This window comes from Pseudomonas sp. ASL4, from assembly GCF_056680395.1.
Window position 1 is genome coordinate 4,485,566 of sequence record NZ_CM155280.1, and the last position, 15,417, is coordinate 4,500,982.

The window sequence follows — 15,417 nt, forward strand, 5'->3', positions numbered from 1 at the left end:
TAAAGCTGTCAAGTCTGACAGTTTACAGCTTCACCCCCAGTGCGCTCTGATACGACTGTCCATGCTCTAGCCTGGAGTCGGCTTATGGATATGTACCCATTTCAACCCTGGAGAAAAATTCATGAACGCAGTGTCTGCAATAAAAAGCGAGCTCACGCTAGTAAACTCACTCGTTGCCAAAGTCGTGCGTGACGGATCTGTTACGGATTTCGAAGCCAAGTTTTTCACACTGGAACTTACCGACTATCCGGGATTTGAAAGTAAAACCTGGACATTCACCGCCGTGCACACGGAGCGGGTTTCTGAAGATAAGGTCGTCAATAAAACTATTACGATCATTTTTCCTCACGACGCCGAGAGTGGCGACTTCCCTATTAGCGATACCAATAAAGGTATTTATGTCGACTATGTCGACACGTCCGACAGTGAGCCCTTCATCCACGTAGCGGAGAAAGGCGCAGTCATTCTTACTCTGGAACGCAGGGGTGATGAACTCAATACTATCTGCGGCAAACTTGATGTGACAGTCAGTAGTTATGGGGAACCTTCATTCCTGATTTCGGGTGACATCTACTATTCGAAATGATTTATCTGCAGCGATACTCCGGGGCGAGTTGTTCGCCCCGGCCTTTTACTGGACACCTTCTGAAGCGCAAAAAAAAAGGAAGCCGCAGCTTCCTTTTTTCGAATATGACTTTTAAAAGCTGTAACTCAGCCCCGCACTTGCGCTCCAGTCCTGGCTAATGGTCTTGCCTTTGCTACTGCCCACTTCCGCGTACACCTGCCAGCTTTTCCGAGCCGGCGTCCAGTTGATGCCCGCCCCCAGTTCGAGGCTGGTTGTAGCAAGATCGTTATTGAAATTATTGTCGTTGACACTGACGACGTTATTTTTCACAAACTCATGGGAGACTGCAGCTTTGACCCGTGGTTGCAATTTGCCTCCGTTGTCCAGGGCGATCTCGCGCCCTACCGTAGCGCCCACCTTGCCCAGTAACGAACGGGTATTGTCGTTACTGACGCTCAGGCCGTTATCCAGGGTGTAATCCTTGCCCTGAAACACAGCCGCAGCCACCTGGGTAAAAGGCTCCACGAAGAAGCTGTTGCTGAGTTCGATGTGTTTACCGACTTCAACCGACCCACTCAGCCCCAGGTTTTTGTAGTCACCCTTGGTTCGTGTCCCGTCACTCATGGTCACATTCGCGCTGTTATCGAACTGGTTAACCTTGGCCACGGTGTCTACGTAGTAACCGGTTGCCGCGTCATACCAAGTCAGGTAACCCCCCAGATAGTAGCTATCAATGGTGGCGCTGCTGCCTCGCTTCAAATCCAGGTCTGTCTTGCTGTATCCGCCGAAACCACCCAGCAGCCACTGACCGTCACCGAAGGGCAGTGGCGCGTCGGCCCCGACCGAAACGCCCTGTTGAGTCTGAGAGTAACCGTCACCATAGGCGTTGGCCACGTTGTATCTATTGCCATAGGTGCGCATCCACACCCCGGTCTGGTCTTGACCGGCCGAACGAGCACTGACACTGGGTTCAGTACCGCTTAAACGCCGATCTCCGAGACGGCTATTGAGGGTGCTCAGCTCACCGTAAGCCACCGTTTGAGCTGTACCGGCGATGGCCAGTACCGCATTGGTGCCTGTACTGACTGTTTCTTTGTCCGGCGTCAGGAACAAGCCCTCACCTTCCTTCAACAATTTATAGGTAAAGGCGCCAGCATCGATAGGACCGTTGGACAAAGAAAAAGCGGCGTCACCGGCAGCGATATGACCGACTTGAACGGGTGTTTCAACGGTGGGCTCATTGCCAGTGGCGGTGGTGGTGACTTGCAACTGATGATTGCCCGAGGCTGTACCGGTCACATTCAAGAAGTCGGCGGTGCCGGTCACCAGATCAGCTCGCATCGCAAATACGCCACTGCCGGACAAATTGGCCACGTCCAGTTTTGAAAAAGCCGGGTTGTCGGCAAAACGCACGGTACCGCCGTTCAGCGCCAGCGAATTCACCTGGTTGCTACCCGTCATATTCCACTGGGCCTGGTTATTAATGGCAACCCGGGATGAATTGACGATTTGCCCTTCCAGCGTCGAACCACCGTCGAGCAACACCGAGGACGGGGTGGCTGCCTCATTCACGATATCGCCTTTGAGAACGCTCAGGTGATCCAGGGAGGCGCTCGCTACATTCTGCAGGTTACCCGTCAATGTAGAACGATTATCCAGGCTGACAGTGGTCGCACTTCCTGTCGGGGATACGACATCCCCCGTCAGCGAACTTTTATTGTTCAACAGCAGGCTCGATATATTTTGCAGGTTGCCGGTCAGCGAGCTGTTGTTCTGCAACACCACGTTTGTAGTAGCTCCGATGTCAACTTGTACATTGCCCGTCAATGCGCTGTTATCGACCGTCAGGTTCACTTTGCCTGCGTTGCCGACCTCCAAAAGATTACCGTTGCCACTGATCAGGTCAGCGCCATTGAGTACTTGGACCTCGGTCACCACTGAACGCCCGGTGGGGGCCACGGAAATGGCCGCACCGTTCACCCCTTCGACACGGGTACCGTCAAGCACGAGTTGGTTGTTGCTCTCAGTAAAGTTGTCACCCCCCAATTGCACACCATTTTGCCCACCGACAATGCTACCGCCCACTGCAAAAACATCGCCCCCCGTCAGTCGCAGCCCCATACCGGTCGAGCTCGATGCGGTCAGATTCGAATTGCGCAGGTTCAAAACCGTTGTTGCACTGACCACAGCGCCTGTTGCGCCGCCCGTTACAGAACTGCCGATCAAGTCAACGACGGTAGGCAGCGGCGCGTTGACAACACGCGCGACCTGCAGCCCCGTGACATCGCTGGTAATGGTGCTGTCGGTAATGGTTGCATTGGAATTGGTGATAGTGACCCCTGCTCGACCGGCACGAGCGACCACAGTCGCGTTGTTCAGTGTGACGGTAGATTTGTTGTTGGCGCTAATGTCCTGCAAAGTGCCGGTATTGACTACTAGTTGCGAGGCATTGGCAGTAACATTTAACGTCGTCGCATTGTTGACAGTCAATGTGGCGCCGCTGCCAATAATGAAGTCTTCAGGTGTAGCGCCCGTATTGATTGTCTCATCCGTATTGATCGGGCGTGCCTGGGTATAAGAGGTAAAAAGAAGAGATAGCGCCAGTACGGAAATTTTACTGACACTGGGAGTAGATATATCTGTAAGAAACATCATGCGAGAAGGCATAAAGTAATCGCTCGAAGAGAAGTCACATTTACGGTCTGAACCTCTATTCAATAAGAACAGTCCGCCCTAAAACGCCGGCAAGACTACAGATTATTTGCTCGACTAGATGTAGGAATAATCGCTTACTGCACGGTGAATAATCCCACAGATCAAGTCACAAATTTTACCGATTACCTCGCCGAGCCAAAGAGGTGTTGGTGTACCTCTTTGGCTTGGGTATAAGCGATTACGGCCTTACTTCATCGCAATACTCACGATTACCGTTGACTAGCGAAATTCGATAGACCGCGCGATCCGAGTCAGTTCGGGACCCATCAGTCCAGACTGCCGTATACCAGAGAGCACCGTAGGTGGGGGCAGGTGCAGGTGCTGGAGGAACAGGGGGGCGCGTTTGAATCGGTTTGATCTTGGTGAGGTATTCACCGACAGCCCCGCCGAAGCCGCTCGTCGCTTCAGTACCGGTAACGGTTACGGAAATATCCTGGTCCGTGCCCGTAATAGGATTTAGCCCTGCTGCATCCGTGGTTCCGGTCCAATGCATGGTGATGCTTTGCAAACCAGCCAGCACAGGGTCGGCGGCGACTCTGAAATCTGCTGCGGGAAGAGGCGGAATAACACCCCGGATAAAGCCCAATGTAGGGCAATTAATGGTGTTGCCCTCAAACAGTCGTTGAACTACCGGCGGCGGTACCGCTTTCTTGACCGTCGTCACGGTGACCGTTTGATCGAGACTTCGTTGCGGGTTTACGCCACCGATGTAGGAAAAACCCCAGTAGGTCAACTTGGGCCCGGGCCCGCCTTCAATCACCCTCAGGACTGGAAGCTTCCCTGTGTATTGGGTGATCCCGGCAGGTGAAAACTCGGCTACAGGCCGACCATCGTAGTACCAGGTACACACCACATTGTTGCCCAGTTCATTTGGCGATGCTGGCAGTGAAATGGTGACATTCGGATCTGTCAGAAGGTCTTCCGGATTCAGGATATTGAGAGGACTTACGGCACCGCGGACCTCAACCAGTGCGAGCTTGCGATTGATCAGATCGGGCTCATCGTCGTTTTCTTCACCCGGGTATGAAAAGTCCAGATCGGGCGTTGCCTTCGGGGAGTCTGTCGGGACTGTGCCGCGAGTCAAGGTCCAAAAAACAGGCGCATTGACTTCACGGGCATCCGGATCACTACCCGTCAAAGTGAAATAGATCAGCTTCAGCTCCGTCCAGGCAATGGTGAATGTCAGCTCAGTATTTGTTCCAAATTCCTGACTGGCTGGCGTCAGATCAAGAGAGTCAAAACCTTCGAAATGCACGGAGGCGCGATCCGTGTCCTGAGTGTTCAGTGGCCGGCGAACTTTGATGGGGAGGTCGCCGGGCAAATAGAACCGCACATCGGCCAGGTCAATCAGATTGTCTCCGGGGGTGTTGGCGACATCAATGACGGGCGGTGCCAGTACAGGAAGCGGGACGAAGCCCACCGTGCGACTTTGCGCCAGCATATCTAGGCTGCGGTTACCTGCGACGTCTTCATACGCCATGATTAACCAGACAGTGCCATTGTCCAGTTTGGCGACTTCGGCGACAGGGATGGAGACGCGTCCATCTGCGGGTACAGGGTTCACCGTCAGCGTCGGCATCAGTTGTCGTGTGGGTCGCAGAGTGGAACTCAGGTATATGAAAGCCTTGTCCGTCGGTTTGAAATCCCAGTTGGCATCACCCACCGGCAACGTGAACTCCATGCCCGTCGTGGCGATGGAAGCAAGGTAAGCGCTGTTAATTTCACCGCGTGGCGGCAGTGGAAAATCCAGGCGTGTTGGTCGCAACGGCGCTGCAGTGCCTTTGTTGTGAAAAGGCGCATAGGTATCGACGAAGATTGTCGTAATAAGGGAGTACTGCGGGTTACCGTCCAATGAGCCGGAACTTTGCACTTTCCATTGGGTTGGAGAAGCACTGCCTGCGGCGGGAAGATCTGTCAGAAGCCCGGCAGGCAACGTTACATTCCATTGAGATGGGCGAGGTAAGGGGGGCGCGGGTTGACGATACCACTCAACCCAACTCCATAGTTCAGGCCGCAACGGATCATCTACACCGGCTTGAAATGCATAACCTTCGATGACAATTTCATCTCTGGGATCCGGAAATTCCCAATCATGAACAGTAACGGTAATCGGCAAGTCCGGCTGACGTGCCGCAGTAGTGGTTCCATTTTGCGCCGTCATGCTTTTTAAAATGCCGACCGGACACAGTGCACCTTCGGCAACACCAACGATATTAGGCGCAGGTGAATCAGCCAACGAACCTTCAGACAGTCGTTTCAGTCTTAACGCTTTGCGCGAATCTTCGGAAATTTGTTGTGCAGCATTCAAGTTCATGTCAATGGTCATTGCATAATCTCCATTATTAAACAGTGATGCATCGTTACTACTATCAGTTTGAAAGAGTGCACTGCCCCGTAATGCTCGGATTGGCCCGGCGCCACGCCTACAAACTAACTTCCTTCAGGTGACAGGCACTAAGTCTTCAGGTCTGCTTCGGAAGTGCAGAAGCCTGGCTTTCCAGATTCTTTTCTATCGACCTTTACATGCGCCACCGCTGATCCCGCGATAACGACGCCTGATCGATACAATCTATACGTCGCCGACGCCGAGGCATTCTCCTCCAGTGGCTCTATATAGCGATTAAATGGCGTTATATTAAACTCCATGCCTTGGGATACTTCGCCAGCCGTCAATATCCTACTAAATGTACCATCGACTATTATCGGTCCCGAGAGATTAAGGGAGGCATATCCCTGCCACGTCACGCGGCATTCGTCACCGGCACGCCAAGTGACCCTTGTAGGCACAGGGATTTTCACCGGGACTGCATCCCAGATCCTGGGCTCCGACTTACAGTTCAAATAGCCGAACAATGATGCACTGGTAAAAGTGGGTTCTGACAACTGCAGCAGGCGAATAATTAATGGCTTTTTCAAGGAAAAGGCCAGATTGCCTTCTGTTATCGTTTCGTACGAGAGTTCAACACTGTCGCCAGTCAAAAAGCGTGGCTCGATGAGTATTCTGAATTCCGGCTGAGTTATGGGGCCTGGGTATCCCTGACTGAATACAAGCACATCATCTAGATAAATACGCAGCTCATCCGTCCTGGTGTTATCACGGGCATGGTTTGGCCATAAAGGAATGACTACCGTTAAACCGTTTCTGATTGCTATGGGGAGCAACACACCATCCGCGTCAACTTCAACAACATCGGGCGCGTCATAAGACAGAACACCGCCGCTTGTTCCCGAGGAAGCTGACACCGGGGTACTTTTATCAGTGGTTGGTTTTTTAGTACTCGACATAAGGAGTCTTCCTCGAACACGACTTTTTACTGCAATAGTTTTACTGACGCGGATTGATTAAGCGCCACAATCTTTCCATCGACTACTGTCACATCTGACAGGTTATTAGACCGTTTGTCGGATTTGGTGATACGCAGCGTCATTCGATAGCAATGGCAGCCTTGACGAAGGGGGGCTTTTTAAGGTTTCCTGAAACCGGTTTCAGTGCAGCTGGAGCCCTATGAATATTCCAACAATAAGGTCGTCCTCCCGTGAACGATTTCTCCGCCGCCCAGCGCAGCCGCGTCACCATGCTCGATGTCGCCGAACACGCGGGCGTGTCCAAGGCCAGCGTGTCGCGCTTTATCGGCGACGACCGCGCGCTGCTCTCCGATGCCACTGCCTTGCGCATCGAGCAAGCCATCAGCGAGTTGGGCTATCGCCCCAACCAAATGGCCCGTGGCCTTAAACGCGGGCGAACTCGCCTGATTGGCATGCTGGTGGCCGATATCCGTAACCCTTATTCGATTGCCGTGATGCATGGCGTGGAAACCGCTTGCCGCCAGCACGGCTACAGCTTGGTGGTGTGCAACACCGATCGCGATGACGAGCAGGAACGTCAGCACTTGGCGTTGCTGCGCTCGTACAACATCGAAGGCTTGATCGTGAACACCTTGGGTCATCACCGCGATGAACTGCGCGAACTGCATCGGGAAATGCCGCTGGTATTGGTAGACCGCAAGGTTGAGCAGCTCGAGAGTGATTTGGTCGGTCTGGATAACCCGGCCGCCGTTGAACTGGCCCTCGCCCACCTTGAAGAGCGCGGTTACCGCGATGTGTTGCTGGTGACTGAACCGTTTGACGGGACCAGTTCGCGGATCGAGCGGGTGAGCAGTTTCAAGGCGCAGATTCAGCAACGCCCTGCGCTACAAGGGGCTGTGGTCGAAACCGGCAGCGACCTGAACTCACATTTGAAAACCTTCCTCGATGCACCCGGCCCGGGGCCGAAAGCGCTGTTCTGTGCCAACGGGATTGCGGCGCTGGCCAGTACCCATGCGTTGCGTGAATTGGACTGCAAGTTGTTCGAGGATGTCGGGCTGATCGCCCTCGATGATCTGGATTGGTATCCGTTGGTAGGCAGCGGGATTACCGCCCTCGCCCAGCCGACGGCGGAGATTGGTGCGAGTGCGTTTGAGTGTTTGCTCAAACGGTTGCGCGGGGATATCGGGCCGGTGCGGACGGTGGATTTTGCGGCGCGGTTGGTGGTACGTGGGTCCACGCGTGGGGATTTTCAGTGAATGTTCCGGCCTCTTCGCGAGCAAGCCCGCTCCCACATTGGATCGGCGGCGTACACAAATCCCTTGTGGGAGCGGGCTTGCTCGCGAAGGCGTCCTTGAAAACGCCGCCCGCTTGAAGGCAATCCCTTTTTTTGAACAGAAATGAAACCGGTTTCAGAGGTAGATAACAATGAATAAACCACCCGTTTCCATCAGCCTGTCGAGCTACGGCGCCGACCTGGTCCGTCAACTCGGTCAAGGCAGTTTTGTCGACGTATTGGCCGCCGCCGGCGCCACGCGCATCGAATGGCGCGAAGAGTTGTTGACGGTTGAAGACCCGACGCAACTGGCCGACGCCACCCAGGCCCAAGGCCTGGAAAGCGTCTACTCCTCGCCCATTGAGCTGTGGCTCGCCGGTCAATCGAAACCCAATCCCGAGCTGGCCATAACCCTGCAACGGGCCCAAACATTCGGCGCCAAATGGCTGAAAGTCTCCCTCGGCTACTTCACCGACAACAACGATCTCCAGGCGTTGGCGCGGCAGCTGAGCCAGAGCCCGGTGCAACTGCTGGTCGAAAACGACCAGACCTTGCACGGCGGGCGCATCGAACCGTTCCAGCGTTTCTTCAATGAAGTCGAGCAGCACAACCTGCCGATCAAAATGACCTTCGACATCGGCAACTGGCAATGGCAGGACCAGTCCGCCGCCAGCGCCGCGCGGTTGCTCGGTCGGCATGTCGGTTACGTGCATTGCAAAGCGGTGGTCCGCCGGGCCGACGGTAAATTGGTGGCGATACCGCCCGGCGCCGCCGACCTGCATTTATGGGAACAACTGCTGCGGCATATGGCCCAAGGCGTAATGCGGGCGGCGGAATATCCGCTGCAAGGCGATGACCTGGTGCAACTGACCACCGAGCATGTCGCCACCCTCGCCCGCCTCGGTCAATCACGGTTGGAGAGCACGCATGTCTGAGATCGATATTCTGTCGTTCGGCGAAACCATGGCGATGTTCGTCGCCGAGCAGAACGGCGACCTGGCCGAGGTTGGCCATTTTCATAAACGCATTGCCGGGGCCGACAGCAACGTCGCCATCGGCTTGTCGCGACTGGGGTTCAACGTTACCTGGCTGAGCCGGGTCGGCGCTGATTCCCTGGGTCGCTTTGTGATCGATACGCTGGAGAAAGAAGGCCTGGATTGCCGCCATGTCGCTATCGACCCGGCGCACCCCACCGGGTTTCAGCTCAAGTCGCGTACCGATGATGGCAGCGACCCGGTGGTCGAATATTTCCGCCGTGGTTCGGCAGCCAGCCATTTGTCGGTGCAGTCGATTACCACGCAACTGCTCAACGCCCGGCACTTGCACGCCACCGGCATTCCGCCGGCACTGTCGGCCAGCGCTCGGGAAATGTCCTTCGAATTAATGACCCGCATGCGCGCGGCCGGTCGCAGCGTGTCTTTCGACCCGAACCTGCGCCCGAGCCTGTGGGCCAGCGAGCAACAGATGATTACCGAGATCAACCGCCTCGCCGCCCTCGCCCATTGGGTGCTGCCGGGTTTGAGCGAGGGTCGTTTGCTGACCGGGTTTGAAGACCCGGCGGACATTGCGGCGTTTTACCTCGACCAAGGTGCCGAAGCCGTGGCGATCAAACTCGGGCCGCACGGCGCTTATTACCGCACACATCTGGATCAGGGTTTTGTGGCTGGCGTACCGGTGCAAACGGTTGTCGATACTGTCGGGGCTGGCGATGGCTTTGCCGTAGGGATGATCAGCGCTCTGCTGGAAAACCACAGTTTTGCCGACGCCGTGAAGCGCGCCAACTGGATTGGCAGTCGTGCAGTGCAGAGTCGGGGGGATATGGAGGGATTGCCGACCCGCCGTGAGTTACCCGCCGAGTTTCAGGACGCCATTCGCGAGCAAGCTTCGCTACTACAGGGTTAGCACATCTCCTGTAGGAGCGAACGGTGCGACGATTCGACTTGCTCGCGAAGAGGCCCGCCCAACCACTGAAGATTTAAACCGTTACCTGCTGCGACAAAAACAACAAGCTCAGGAGCACCATCATGAAAACTGCAACACTCGCCGCCCGCCGCTGGTGGTACATCATGCCCATCGTATTCATCACCTACAGCCTGGCGTACCTCGACCGCGCGAACTACGGGTTCGCCGCCGCCTCCGGGATGGCCGCCGACCTGATGATCACACCGGGTCTGTCATCGATGCTCGGTGCGCTGTTCTTCCTCGGCTATTTTTTCTTCCAGGTGCCCGGCGCGATCTATGCCCAGAAGCACAGCGTCAAGAAGCTGATTTTCGTCAGCCTGATCCTCTGGGGCGGCCTGGCCACCCTGACCGGGATCGTCTCCAACGCCTATTGGCTGATCGTCATTCGCTTCATGCTCGGCGTGGTCGAAGCGGCGGTAATGCCGGCGATGCTGGTGTACTTGTGCCACTGGTTCACCCGTGCCGAACGCTCCCGGGCCAACACCTTTCTGATCCTCGGCAACCCGGTGACCATGCTCTGGATGTCGGTGGTGTCGGGCTATCTGGTGCAGCATTTCAGTTGGCGCTGGATGTTCATCGTCGAGGGTCTGCCGGCGGTGATCTGGGCGTTTATCTGGTGGCGTCTGGCCGATGAGCGTCCAGCCCAGGCCAAGTGGCTCAGCGACCAGGAAAAACAAGACCTGGAAAGCGCCTTGGCCGCCGAACAGGTTGGCATCAAAGCCGTGAAGAACTACGCCGAAGCCTTCCGCTCGCCGAAAGTGATCGTGCTGGCCTTGCAGTTTTTCTGCTGGAGCATTGGCGTCTACGGTTTTGTGCTGTGGCTGCCGTCGATCCTCAAGGCTGGTTTGCAGATGGACATGGTCGAAGCCGGCTGGCTCTCGGCGCTGCCGTACCTGGCAGCGGTGATCGGCATGCTTGCGGTGTCCTGGGGCTCGGATAAATTGCAGAAGCGCAAACGCTTTGTGTGGCCGCCGCTGCTCATCGCCTCGATTGCGTTCTACGGCTCTTACGCGTTGGGCGCTGAACACTTCTGGTGGTCCTACACCTTGCTGGTGATCGCCGGCGCCTGCATGTACGCACCTTACGGGCCGTTTTTTGCGATCGTCCCGGAGATCCTGCCGGCCAACGTTGCCGGTGGCGCCATGGCGCTGATCAATAGCATGGGCGCACTTGGCTCGTTTGGCGGTTCTTATCTGGTCGGCTATTTGAACAGCACCACCGGTTCGCCCGGCGCGTCGTATCTGTTGATGAGCGGCGCGTTGATGCTCTCGGTGGTGCTGACGATTTTCCTCAAGCCCGGCGCCAGTGACCGGGTCGTGGCCAAGGCTGTTGTGAAACGGCCGATGGCTGCTCACCCTTGAATTGAAGTTGAGACGATGACGATGAAAAAGCAGGTTGTGCTGTACAAGAAACTCTCGCCGCTGCTGATGGCTCGCTTGCATGAGCAGACCGACGTGACCCTGATCGAAAGCCTGGATGCCGAGGGCCTCGCCAAGTTGCGCGCGGCCCTGCCCCAGGCTCAGGGCTTGCTGGGTGCGAGTCTGAAACTGGACGCTGCATTGCTCGACCTCGCACCGAATCTGGAAGCGATTGCCAGCGTCTCGGTGGGCGTCGACAACTACGACATCAATTACCTGACCGAACGACGGGTCCTGCTCAGCAACACTCCCGACGTGCTGACCGAAACCACGGCCGACACCGGTTTCGCGCTGATCCTGGCCACCGCCCGACGCGTAGTAGAACTGGCCAACCTGGTTCGCGCCGGCCAGTGGAGCCGCAACATCGGCCCAGCGCAGTTTGGCACCGATGTGCACGGCAAGACGCTGGGCATCATCGGCATGGGCCGCATCGGTGAAGCGCTGGCCCAGCGTGGGCATTTCGGGTTTGGCATGCCGGTGATTTATCACAGCCACTCGCCGAAACCGGCTGTCGAACAGCGCTTCAATGCGCAATACCGCACCCTGCCGGAGCTGTTGCAGCAAGCGGATTTTGTCTGCCTGACCTTGCCGCTGACCGCTGAAACCGAAGGGTTGATTGGCGCCGAACAGTTCGCCTTGATGGGCCCTGAAACGATCTTTATCAATATTTCACGGGGCAAAGTGGTGGACGAAGCAGCGCTGATCCAGGCGTTGCAGGACGGGAAAATTCGCGCGGCCGGGCTGGATGTGTTTGAGCGAGAGCCGCTGAACCAGGATTCGCCGTTGATGCAGTTGAACAACGTGGTGGCGACGCCGCACATTGGTTCGGCGACCCATGAAACGCGGGAAGCGATGGCCAAGTGTGCGGTGGACAATCTGCTGATGGCGTTGGCGGGTGAGCGGCCGGTGAATCTGGTGAATGCCGAGGCGTGGAAGGCTTAAGAAATTTGGTGCCTGTCAGGGCGCCTTCGCGGGCAAGCCTCGCTCCTACAGGGGGATGCGTATCCTTGTAGGAGCGAGGCTTGCCCGCGAAGAGGCCCTCAAACCCACCACATTTCCGTCAGGCCCGCCGAGCCTCAAGCAGATCCGCCGCACACAGCGCAATCCGCCGACACGCATCCGCCAGTTTCACCTGATCCACCACCAACCCAAGTCGAATATGCCCTGCCGCACTCGGCCCGAACGCCTCGCCCGCCAGCACCGACACCCCATACCCTTCCAGCAACCGCTCGGCAAACCCTTGGGCACACAGCCCGGTCTGGCGTACATCGACCATCACGAACATCCCGCCATCAGGCTTGATCGGCCGGATGCCAGGGCACGTGCTCAATCGTGCGCACACCAGGTCCCGGCGCTGGCGATATTCTTCACGCATTTGCGCCACTTCCGGCAAGTCCCCGTCCAGTGCAACTTGCGCAGCGTTCTGCACAAAATCCGGAATCCCAAACAGCATGCACAACGACAGGTGCACCAAGTGTTCGGCCAAGGGTTTTGGACCGATCACCCAACCGACCCGCCAACCGCTCATGGCGTGGGATTTTGACAGGCTATTAATGGTCGCGGTGCGCTCGGCCATGCCGGGCAAACTGGCCGGGCTGATGTGCTCACCTTCGTACAGCAAGTCGCTATAGACCTCATCGCTGATCAGCCACAAGTCGTGACGAACGCAGAGCACCGCCAGTTCCTGCCAGATCAACAATGGAAGGCTGGCACCAGACGGATTGTTTGGGCTGTTGAGCAGAATCACCCGGGTTTTGGGGGTGATCAGCGCCGCGACATCGGCCGGATCCACCCGAAAACCATTCTCCGGACGCACCGCCACCGGAACCACTTTTGCCCCGCAGGCCCCGAAAACACCTTCGTAAGTGACATACATCGGTTCGGCGACGATCACTTCATCGCCCGGATCGAGCAGGCATTGCGCTACCGAATACACCGCGCATTGCGCACCCGGCAACACGATCACATGCCCGGCATCCACCGCCTGACCGCTGCGTCTCCGATGCCGGCTGGCGATGCTGTTACGCAGCGCCCGGGTGCCGCGTACGTCGGAGTAATGAGTGTCGCCGGCCAGCAGGCTGTCGATCGCAGCCTGCACAATAAGCTTGGGCGTATCGAAATCCGGATCGCCCACCGATAGCAGCAGTACATCAACGCCCTGCTCGCGCAACTCCAGCGCTCGATCATGAATCTGCCAGGCCGCCGCTCCGTCACCGGCGATGCGTTGGGTCAGGGCTGAATAGCGCATGTACTTCTCCTATCGCGCGTGTTCCAGTCACAACCCTATCTCAAATTACAAATCGCGCCACCATCGCATTCAAATCCACCGCCAAACGCGACAGTTCATGCGTCGCGGTGCTGGTCTGGTTGGCACCGGCGGCGGACTGGATAGCCAGGTCACGAATGTTGACCAGGTTGCGATCGACTTCGCGGGACACCTGGGCCTGTTCTTCCGAAGCACTGGCGATGACCAGGTTGCGCTCGTTGATCATATGGATCGATTGGGTGATCTGCTCCAACGCAACCCCGGCGGCGCGGGCCAATTCCAGGGTGCTGTGGGTGCGCTGATTGCTTTGCTGCATCGAGGAGACTGCTTCACCGGTGCCGTTCTGAATGCCGGCGACCATTTTTTCGATTTCCTGGGTCGATTGCGCGGTGCGGTGGGCCAGCGCCCGAACTTCGTCTGCCACCACCGCGAAACCACGTCCGGCTTCACCGGCACGAGCCGCTTCGATTGCGGCGTTGAGCGCCAGCAAGTTGGTTTGCTCGGCGATGGCGCGGATCACGTCCAGTACCTTGCCGATGTCGCGACCCTGAGCCGCCAGGCCTTCGATCATCACCGAGGTGTTTTGCACGTCGTGGGTCATAGTCTGGATCGCGTCAACGGTTTCCACCACGCGGTTGCGACCTTCACGGGCAGCCTGGGTCGACTGGTTCGAGGCTTCGGAGGTCGACACCGCGTTGCGTGCCACTTCTTCGACGGCGGCGGTCATTTCATTGACTGCAGTGGCGGCCTGTTCGATTTCGTTGTTCTGCTGTTGCAGGCCGCGCGAGGCTTCTTCGGTGACTGCACTGAGCTCTTCAGCGGCGGCACCCAACTGAGTGGCGGAACCGGCGATCTGCTCGATGGTTTTGCGCAGGTTGGCTTGCATGACCGACAAAGCGCCGAGCAGGCGGGACGGTTCATCCTTGCCATCGATTTCGATGGTTTTGGTCAAGTTGCCGCCAGCAATGGTTTCGGCTGCCTGCACGGCACGGTTCAACGGTTCGACGATGCTGCGGGTCAGCAACCAGGCCAGCAGCACAGTCATCAGGGCCGCGACCACGGAGACGGCGATGATGCCGTTGGTGGCAAAGGCGTACTGATCGCGAGCCTCGGCATCGGCAGCCGTTGCATCGGCCTTGTTGATGGCGATCAGTTTATTCAACTGCTCGCCCATCAGGTCGGTGCCATCCTTGATCCGTGTATTGATCAGGGTGTGCATGTCTTCAACCTTGTTCTGGCGTGAGAGATCCATCATCTCGCGCTGGGCTTGCAGGTAGTTGTCCAGCGTGGCAGCGAACGTCTTGTACAAAGCCGCCTCTTCGCCGCCCGCCGGCAGTGCCGCGTAACTTGCCTGCGCCTGCTTGACCTTGTCCACCAACACCGAGATCCGGGTATCAGCGTCCTGCAACGAGGCCGTATCGCGGTTGATCAAAATACGGAACGAGAGAATGCGCAGGCGCAGGACGTTTTCAGTGATGTTGCCCAAAAAACCGACGCTGGGAAGCTGATTGCTTTCCATGTCCACGGACGCCTGTCGGATGAGCGACATACGATTCACGGCAAACACGCCCAGCACGATAACCAGCAAGGCAATGAAGGCGAAACCCAGGAAAGCTCGAGGCGCGATGTTCAGATTACGCAAGGACATAGGATGATTCTCGGTGATTGAGGCTTCGAGCATCCGTGCCGTGATAGCTGTCGGGCGGGCATGGAGGCCGGCCGGATCAGCTTGGCGCTGCAGTTGGAATTGGTTTCGTGCGCGCCTATGAGGGTTATCGGCCGGACTTGAGGTTTTTTTCGGGGCAAGTGGAAATATATTTCAAGGGGTTACGAGTGTTTCAGCGGTGAAACACTCGCATCATGGAAGACACCACTGTTGTGGCGAGGGGGCTTGCCCCCGTCCGGCTGCGAA

Annotated in this window: 11 protein-coding genes and 1 pseudogene; 6 read left to right on the forward strand and 6 right to left on the reverse strand. The window is 57.0% G+C overall.

Annotated elements, in window-relative coordinates; translation table 11 throughout:
• Positions 1-121: 121 nt before the first annotated feature.
• The gene (locus AC1MEW_RS20140) at positions 122-586 is read left to right on the forward strand and encodes a hypothetical protein (protein ID WP_201255416.1); all 465 of its coding nucleotides are present in this window, start codon (positions 122-124) and stop codon (positions 584-586) included.
• 111 nt (positions 587-697) lie between these two features.
• On the opposite strand, the gene AC1MEW_RS20145 is transcribed toward AC1MEW_RS20140, so the two are convergent.
• The 3 genes from AC1MEW_RS20145 to AC1MEW_RS20155 all read right to left on the reverse strand — a co-directional run bounded on the left by AC1MEW_RS20145 (position 698) and on the right by AC1MEW_RS20155 (position 6,565).
• Positions 698-3,232 carry an autotransporter outer membrane beta-barrel domain-containing protein gene (locus tag AC1MEW_RS20145; protein ID WP_480423321.1) on the reverse strand — a complete coding sequence of 845 codons (2,535 nt, stop codon included), beginning with the start codon at positions 3,230-3,232 and terminating at the stop codon, positions 698-700.
• 226 nt (positions 3,233-3,458) lie between these two features.
• Complete coding sequence (locus AC1MEW_RS20150; protein ID WP_480423324.1) at positions 3,459-5,606, reverse strand: hypothetical protein; 2,148 nt, start codon at positions 5,604-5,606, stop codon at positions 3,459-3,461.
• 128 nt (positions 5,607-5,734) lie between these two features.
• Positions 5,735-6,565, reverse strand: coding sequence for a hypothetical protein (locus AC1MEW_RS20155; protein ID WP_480423325.1), 831 nt, complete (start codon positions 6,563-6,565; stop codon positions 5,735-5,737).
• A gap of 251 nt (positions 6,566-6,816) precedes the next feature.
• On the opposite strand from AC1MEW_RS20155, the gene AC1MEW_RS20160 reads away from it, so the two are divergent.
• The 5 genes from AC1MEW_RS20160 to AC1MEW_RS20180 all read left to right on the forward strand — a co-directional run bounded on the left by AC1MEW_RS20160 (position 6,817) and on the right by AC1MEW_RS20180 (position 12,181).
• Positions 6,817-7,842 (forward strand): LacI family DNA-binding transcriptional regulator, encoded by a 1,026-nt coding sequence (locus AC1MEW_RS20160; protein ID WP_480423327.1) that lies wholly within the window; start codon positions 6,817-6,819, stop codon positions 7,840-7,842.
• Positions 7,843-8,011: 169 nt separating this feature from the next.
• A complete protein-coding gene (locus AC1MEW_RS20165; RefSeq protein ID WP_201203789.1) occupies positions 8,012-8,794 on the forward strand; it encodes a sugar phosphate isomerase/epimerase family protein in 783 nt (260 codons plus the stop codon).
• Positions 8,787-9,761 carry a sugar kinase gene (locus tag AC1MEW_RS20170; protein ID WP_201255412.1) on the forward strand — a complete coding sequence of 325 codons (975 nt, stop codon included), beginning with the start codon at positions 8,787-8,789 and terminating at the stop codon, positions 9,759-9,761. The genes AC1MEW_RS20165 and AC1MEW_RS20170 overlap by 8 nt, the downstream gene beginning before the upstream one ends.
• 122 nt (positions 9,762-9,883) lie before the next feature.
• Entirely contained in the window at positions 9,884-11,182 is a 1,299-nt protein-coding gene (locus AC1MEW_RS20175; protein ID WP_201255411.1) for an MFS transporter, read from the forward strand.
• A gap of 21 nt (positions 11,183-11,203) precedes the next feature.
• Positions 11,204-12,181 carry an NAD(P)-dependent oxidoreductase gene (locus AC1MEW_RS20180; RefSeq protein WP_322268414.1) on the forward strand — a complete coding sequence of 326 codons (978 nt, stop codon included), beginning with the start codon at positions 11,204-11,206 and terminating at the stop codon, positions 12,179-12,181.
• A 118-nt stretch (positions 12,182-12,299) separates the two neighbouring features.
• Here the strand turns inward: AC1MEW_RS20180 and AC1MEW_RS20185 are convergent, their stop codons facing one another.
• From AC1MEW_RS20185 to AC1MEW_RS20195, 3 genes and pseudogenes are all read right to left on the reverse strand, one after another.
• Positions 12,300-13,487 carry a pyridoxal phosphate-dependent aminotransferase gene (locus AC1MEW_RS20185; protein ID WP_201255409.1) on the reverse strand — a complete coding sequence of 396 codons (1,188 nt, stop codon included), beginning with the start codon at positions 13,485-13,487 and terminating at the stop codon, positions 12,300-12,302.
• Positions 13,488-13,527: 40 nt separating this feature from the next.
• Positions 13,528-14,391 carry a methyl-accepting chemotaxis protein gene (locus AC1MEW_RS20190; protein ID WP_416195338.1) on the reverse strand — a complete coding sequence of 288 codons (864 nt, stop codon included), beginning with the start codon at positions 14,389-14,391 and terminating at the stop codon, positions 13,528-13,530.
• A gap of 42 nt (positions 14,392-14,433) precedes the next feature.
• Positions 14,434-15,186, reverse strand: a pseudogene (locus AC1MEW_RS20195) (MCP four helix bundle domain-containing protein); the annotation flags it as partial.
• Between the last annotated feature and the right edge of the window lie 231 nt (positions 15,187-15,417).

Bases quoted from the DNA above. Each gene is read 5' to 3' on its own strand.
- AC1MEW_RS20140 (WP_201255416.1), top strand. From the start codon at position 122: ATGAACGCAGTGTCTGCAATAAAAAGCGAGCTCACGCTAGTAAACTCA.
- AC1MEW_RS20145 (WP_480423321.1), bottom strand. From the start codon at position 3,232: ATGCCTTCTCGCATGATGTTTCTTACAGATATATCTACTCCCAGTGTC.
- AC1MEW_RS20150 (WP_480423324.1), bottom strand. From the start codon at position 5,606: ATGACCATTGACATGAACTTGAATGCTGCACAACAAATTTCCGAAGAT.
- AC1MEW_RS20155 (WP_480423325.1), bottom strand. From the start codon at position 6,565: ATGTCGAGTACTAAAAAACCAACCACTGATAAAAGTACCCCGGTGTCA.
- AC1MEW_RS20165 (WP_201203789.1), top strand. From the start codon at position 8,012: ATGAATAAACCACCCGTTTCCATCAGCCTGTCGAGCTACGGCGCCGAC.
- AC1MEW_RS20170 (WP_201255412.1), top strand. From the start codon at position 8,787: ATGTCTGAGATCGATATTCTGTCGTTCGGCGAAACCATGGCGATGTTC.
- AC1MEW_RS20175 (WP_201255411.1), top strand. From the start codon at position 9,884: ATGAAAACTGCAACACTCGCCGCCCGCCGCTGGTGGTACATCATGCCC.
- AC1MEW_RS20180 (WP_322268414.1), top strand. From the start codon at position 11,204: ATGAAAAAGCAGGTTGTGCTGTACAAGAAACTCTCGCCGCTGCTGATG.
- AC1MEW_RS20185 (WP_201255409.1), bottom strand. From the start codon at position 13,487: ATGCGCTATTCAGCCCTGACCCAACGCATCGCCGGTGACGGAGCGGCG.
- AC1MEW_RS20190 (WP_416195338.1), bottom strand. From the start codon at position 14,391: ATGCAAGCCAACCTGCGCAAAACCATCGAGCAGATCGCCGGTTCCGCC.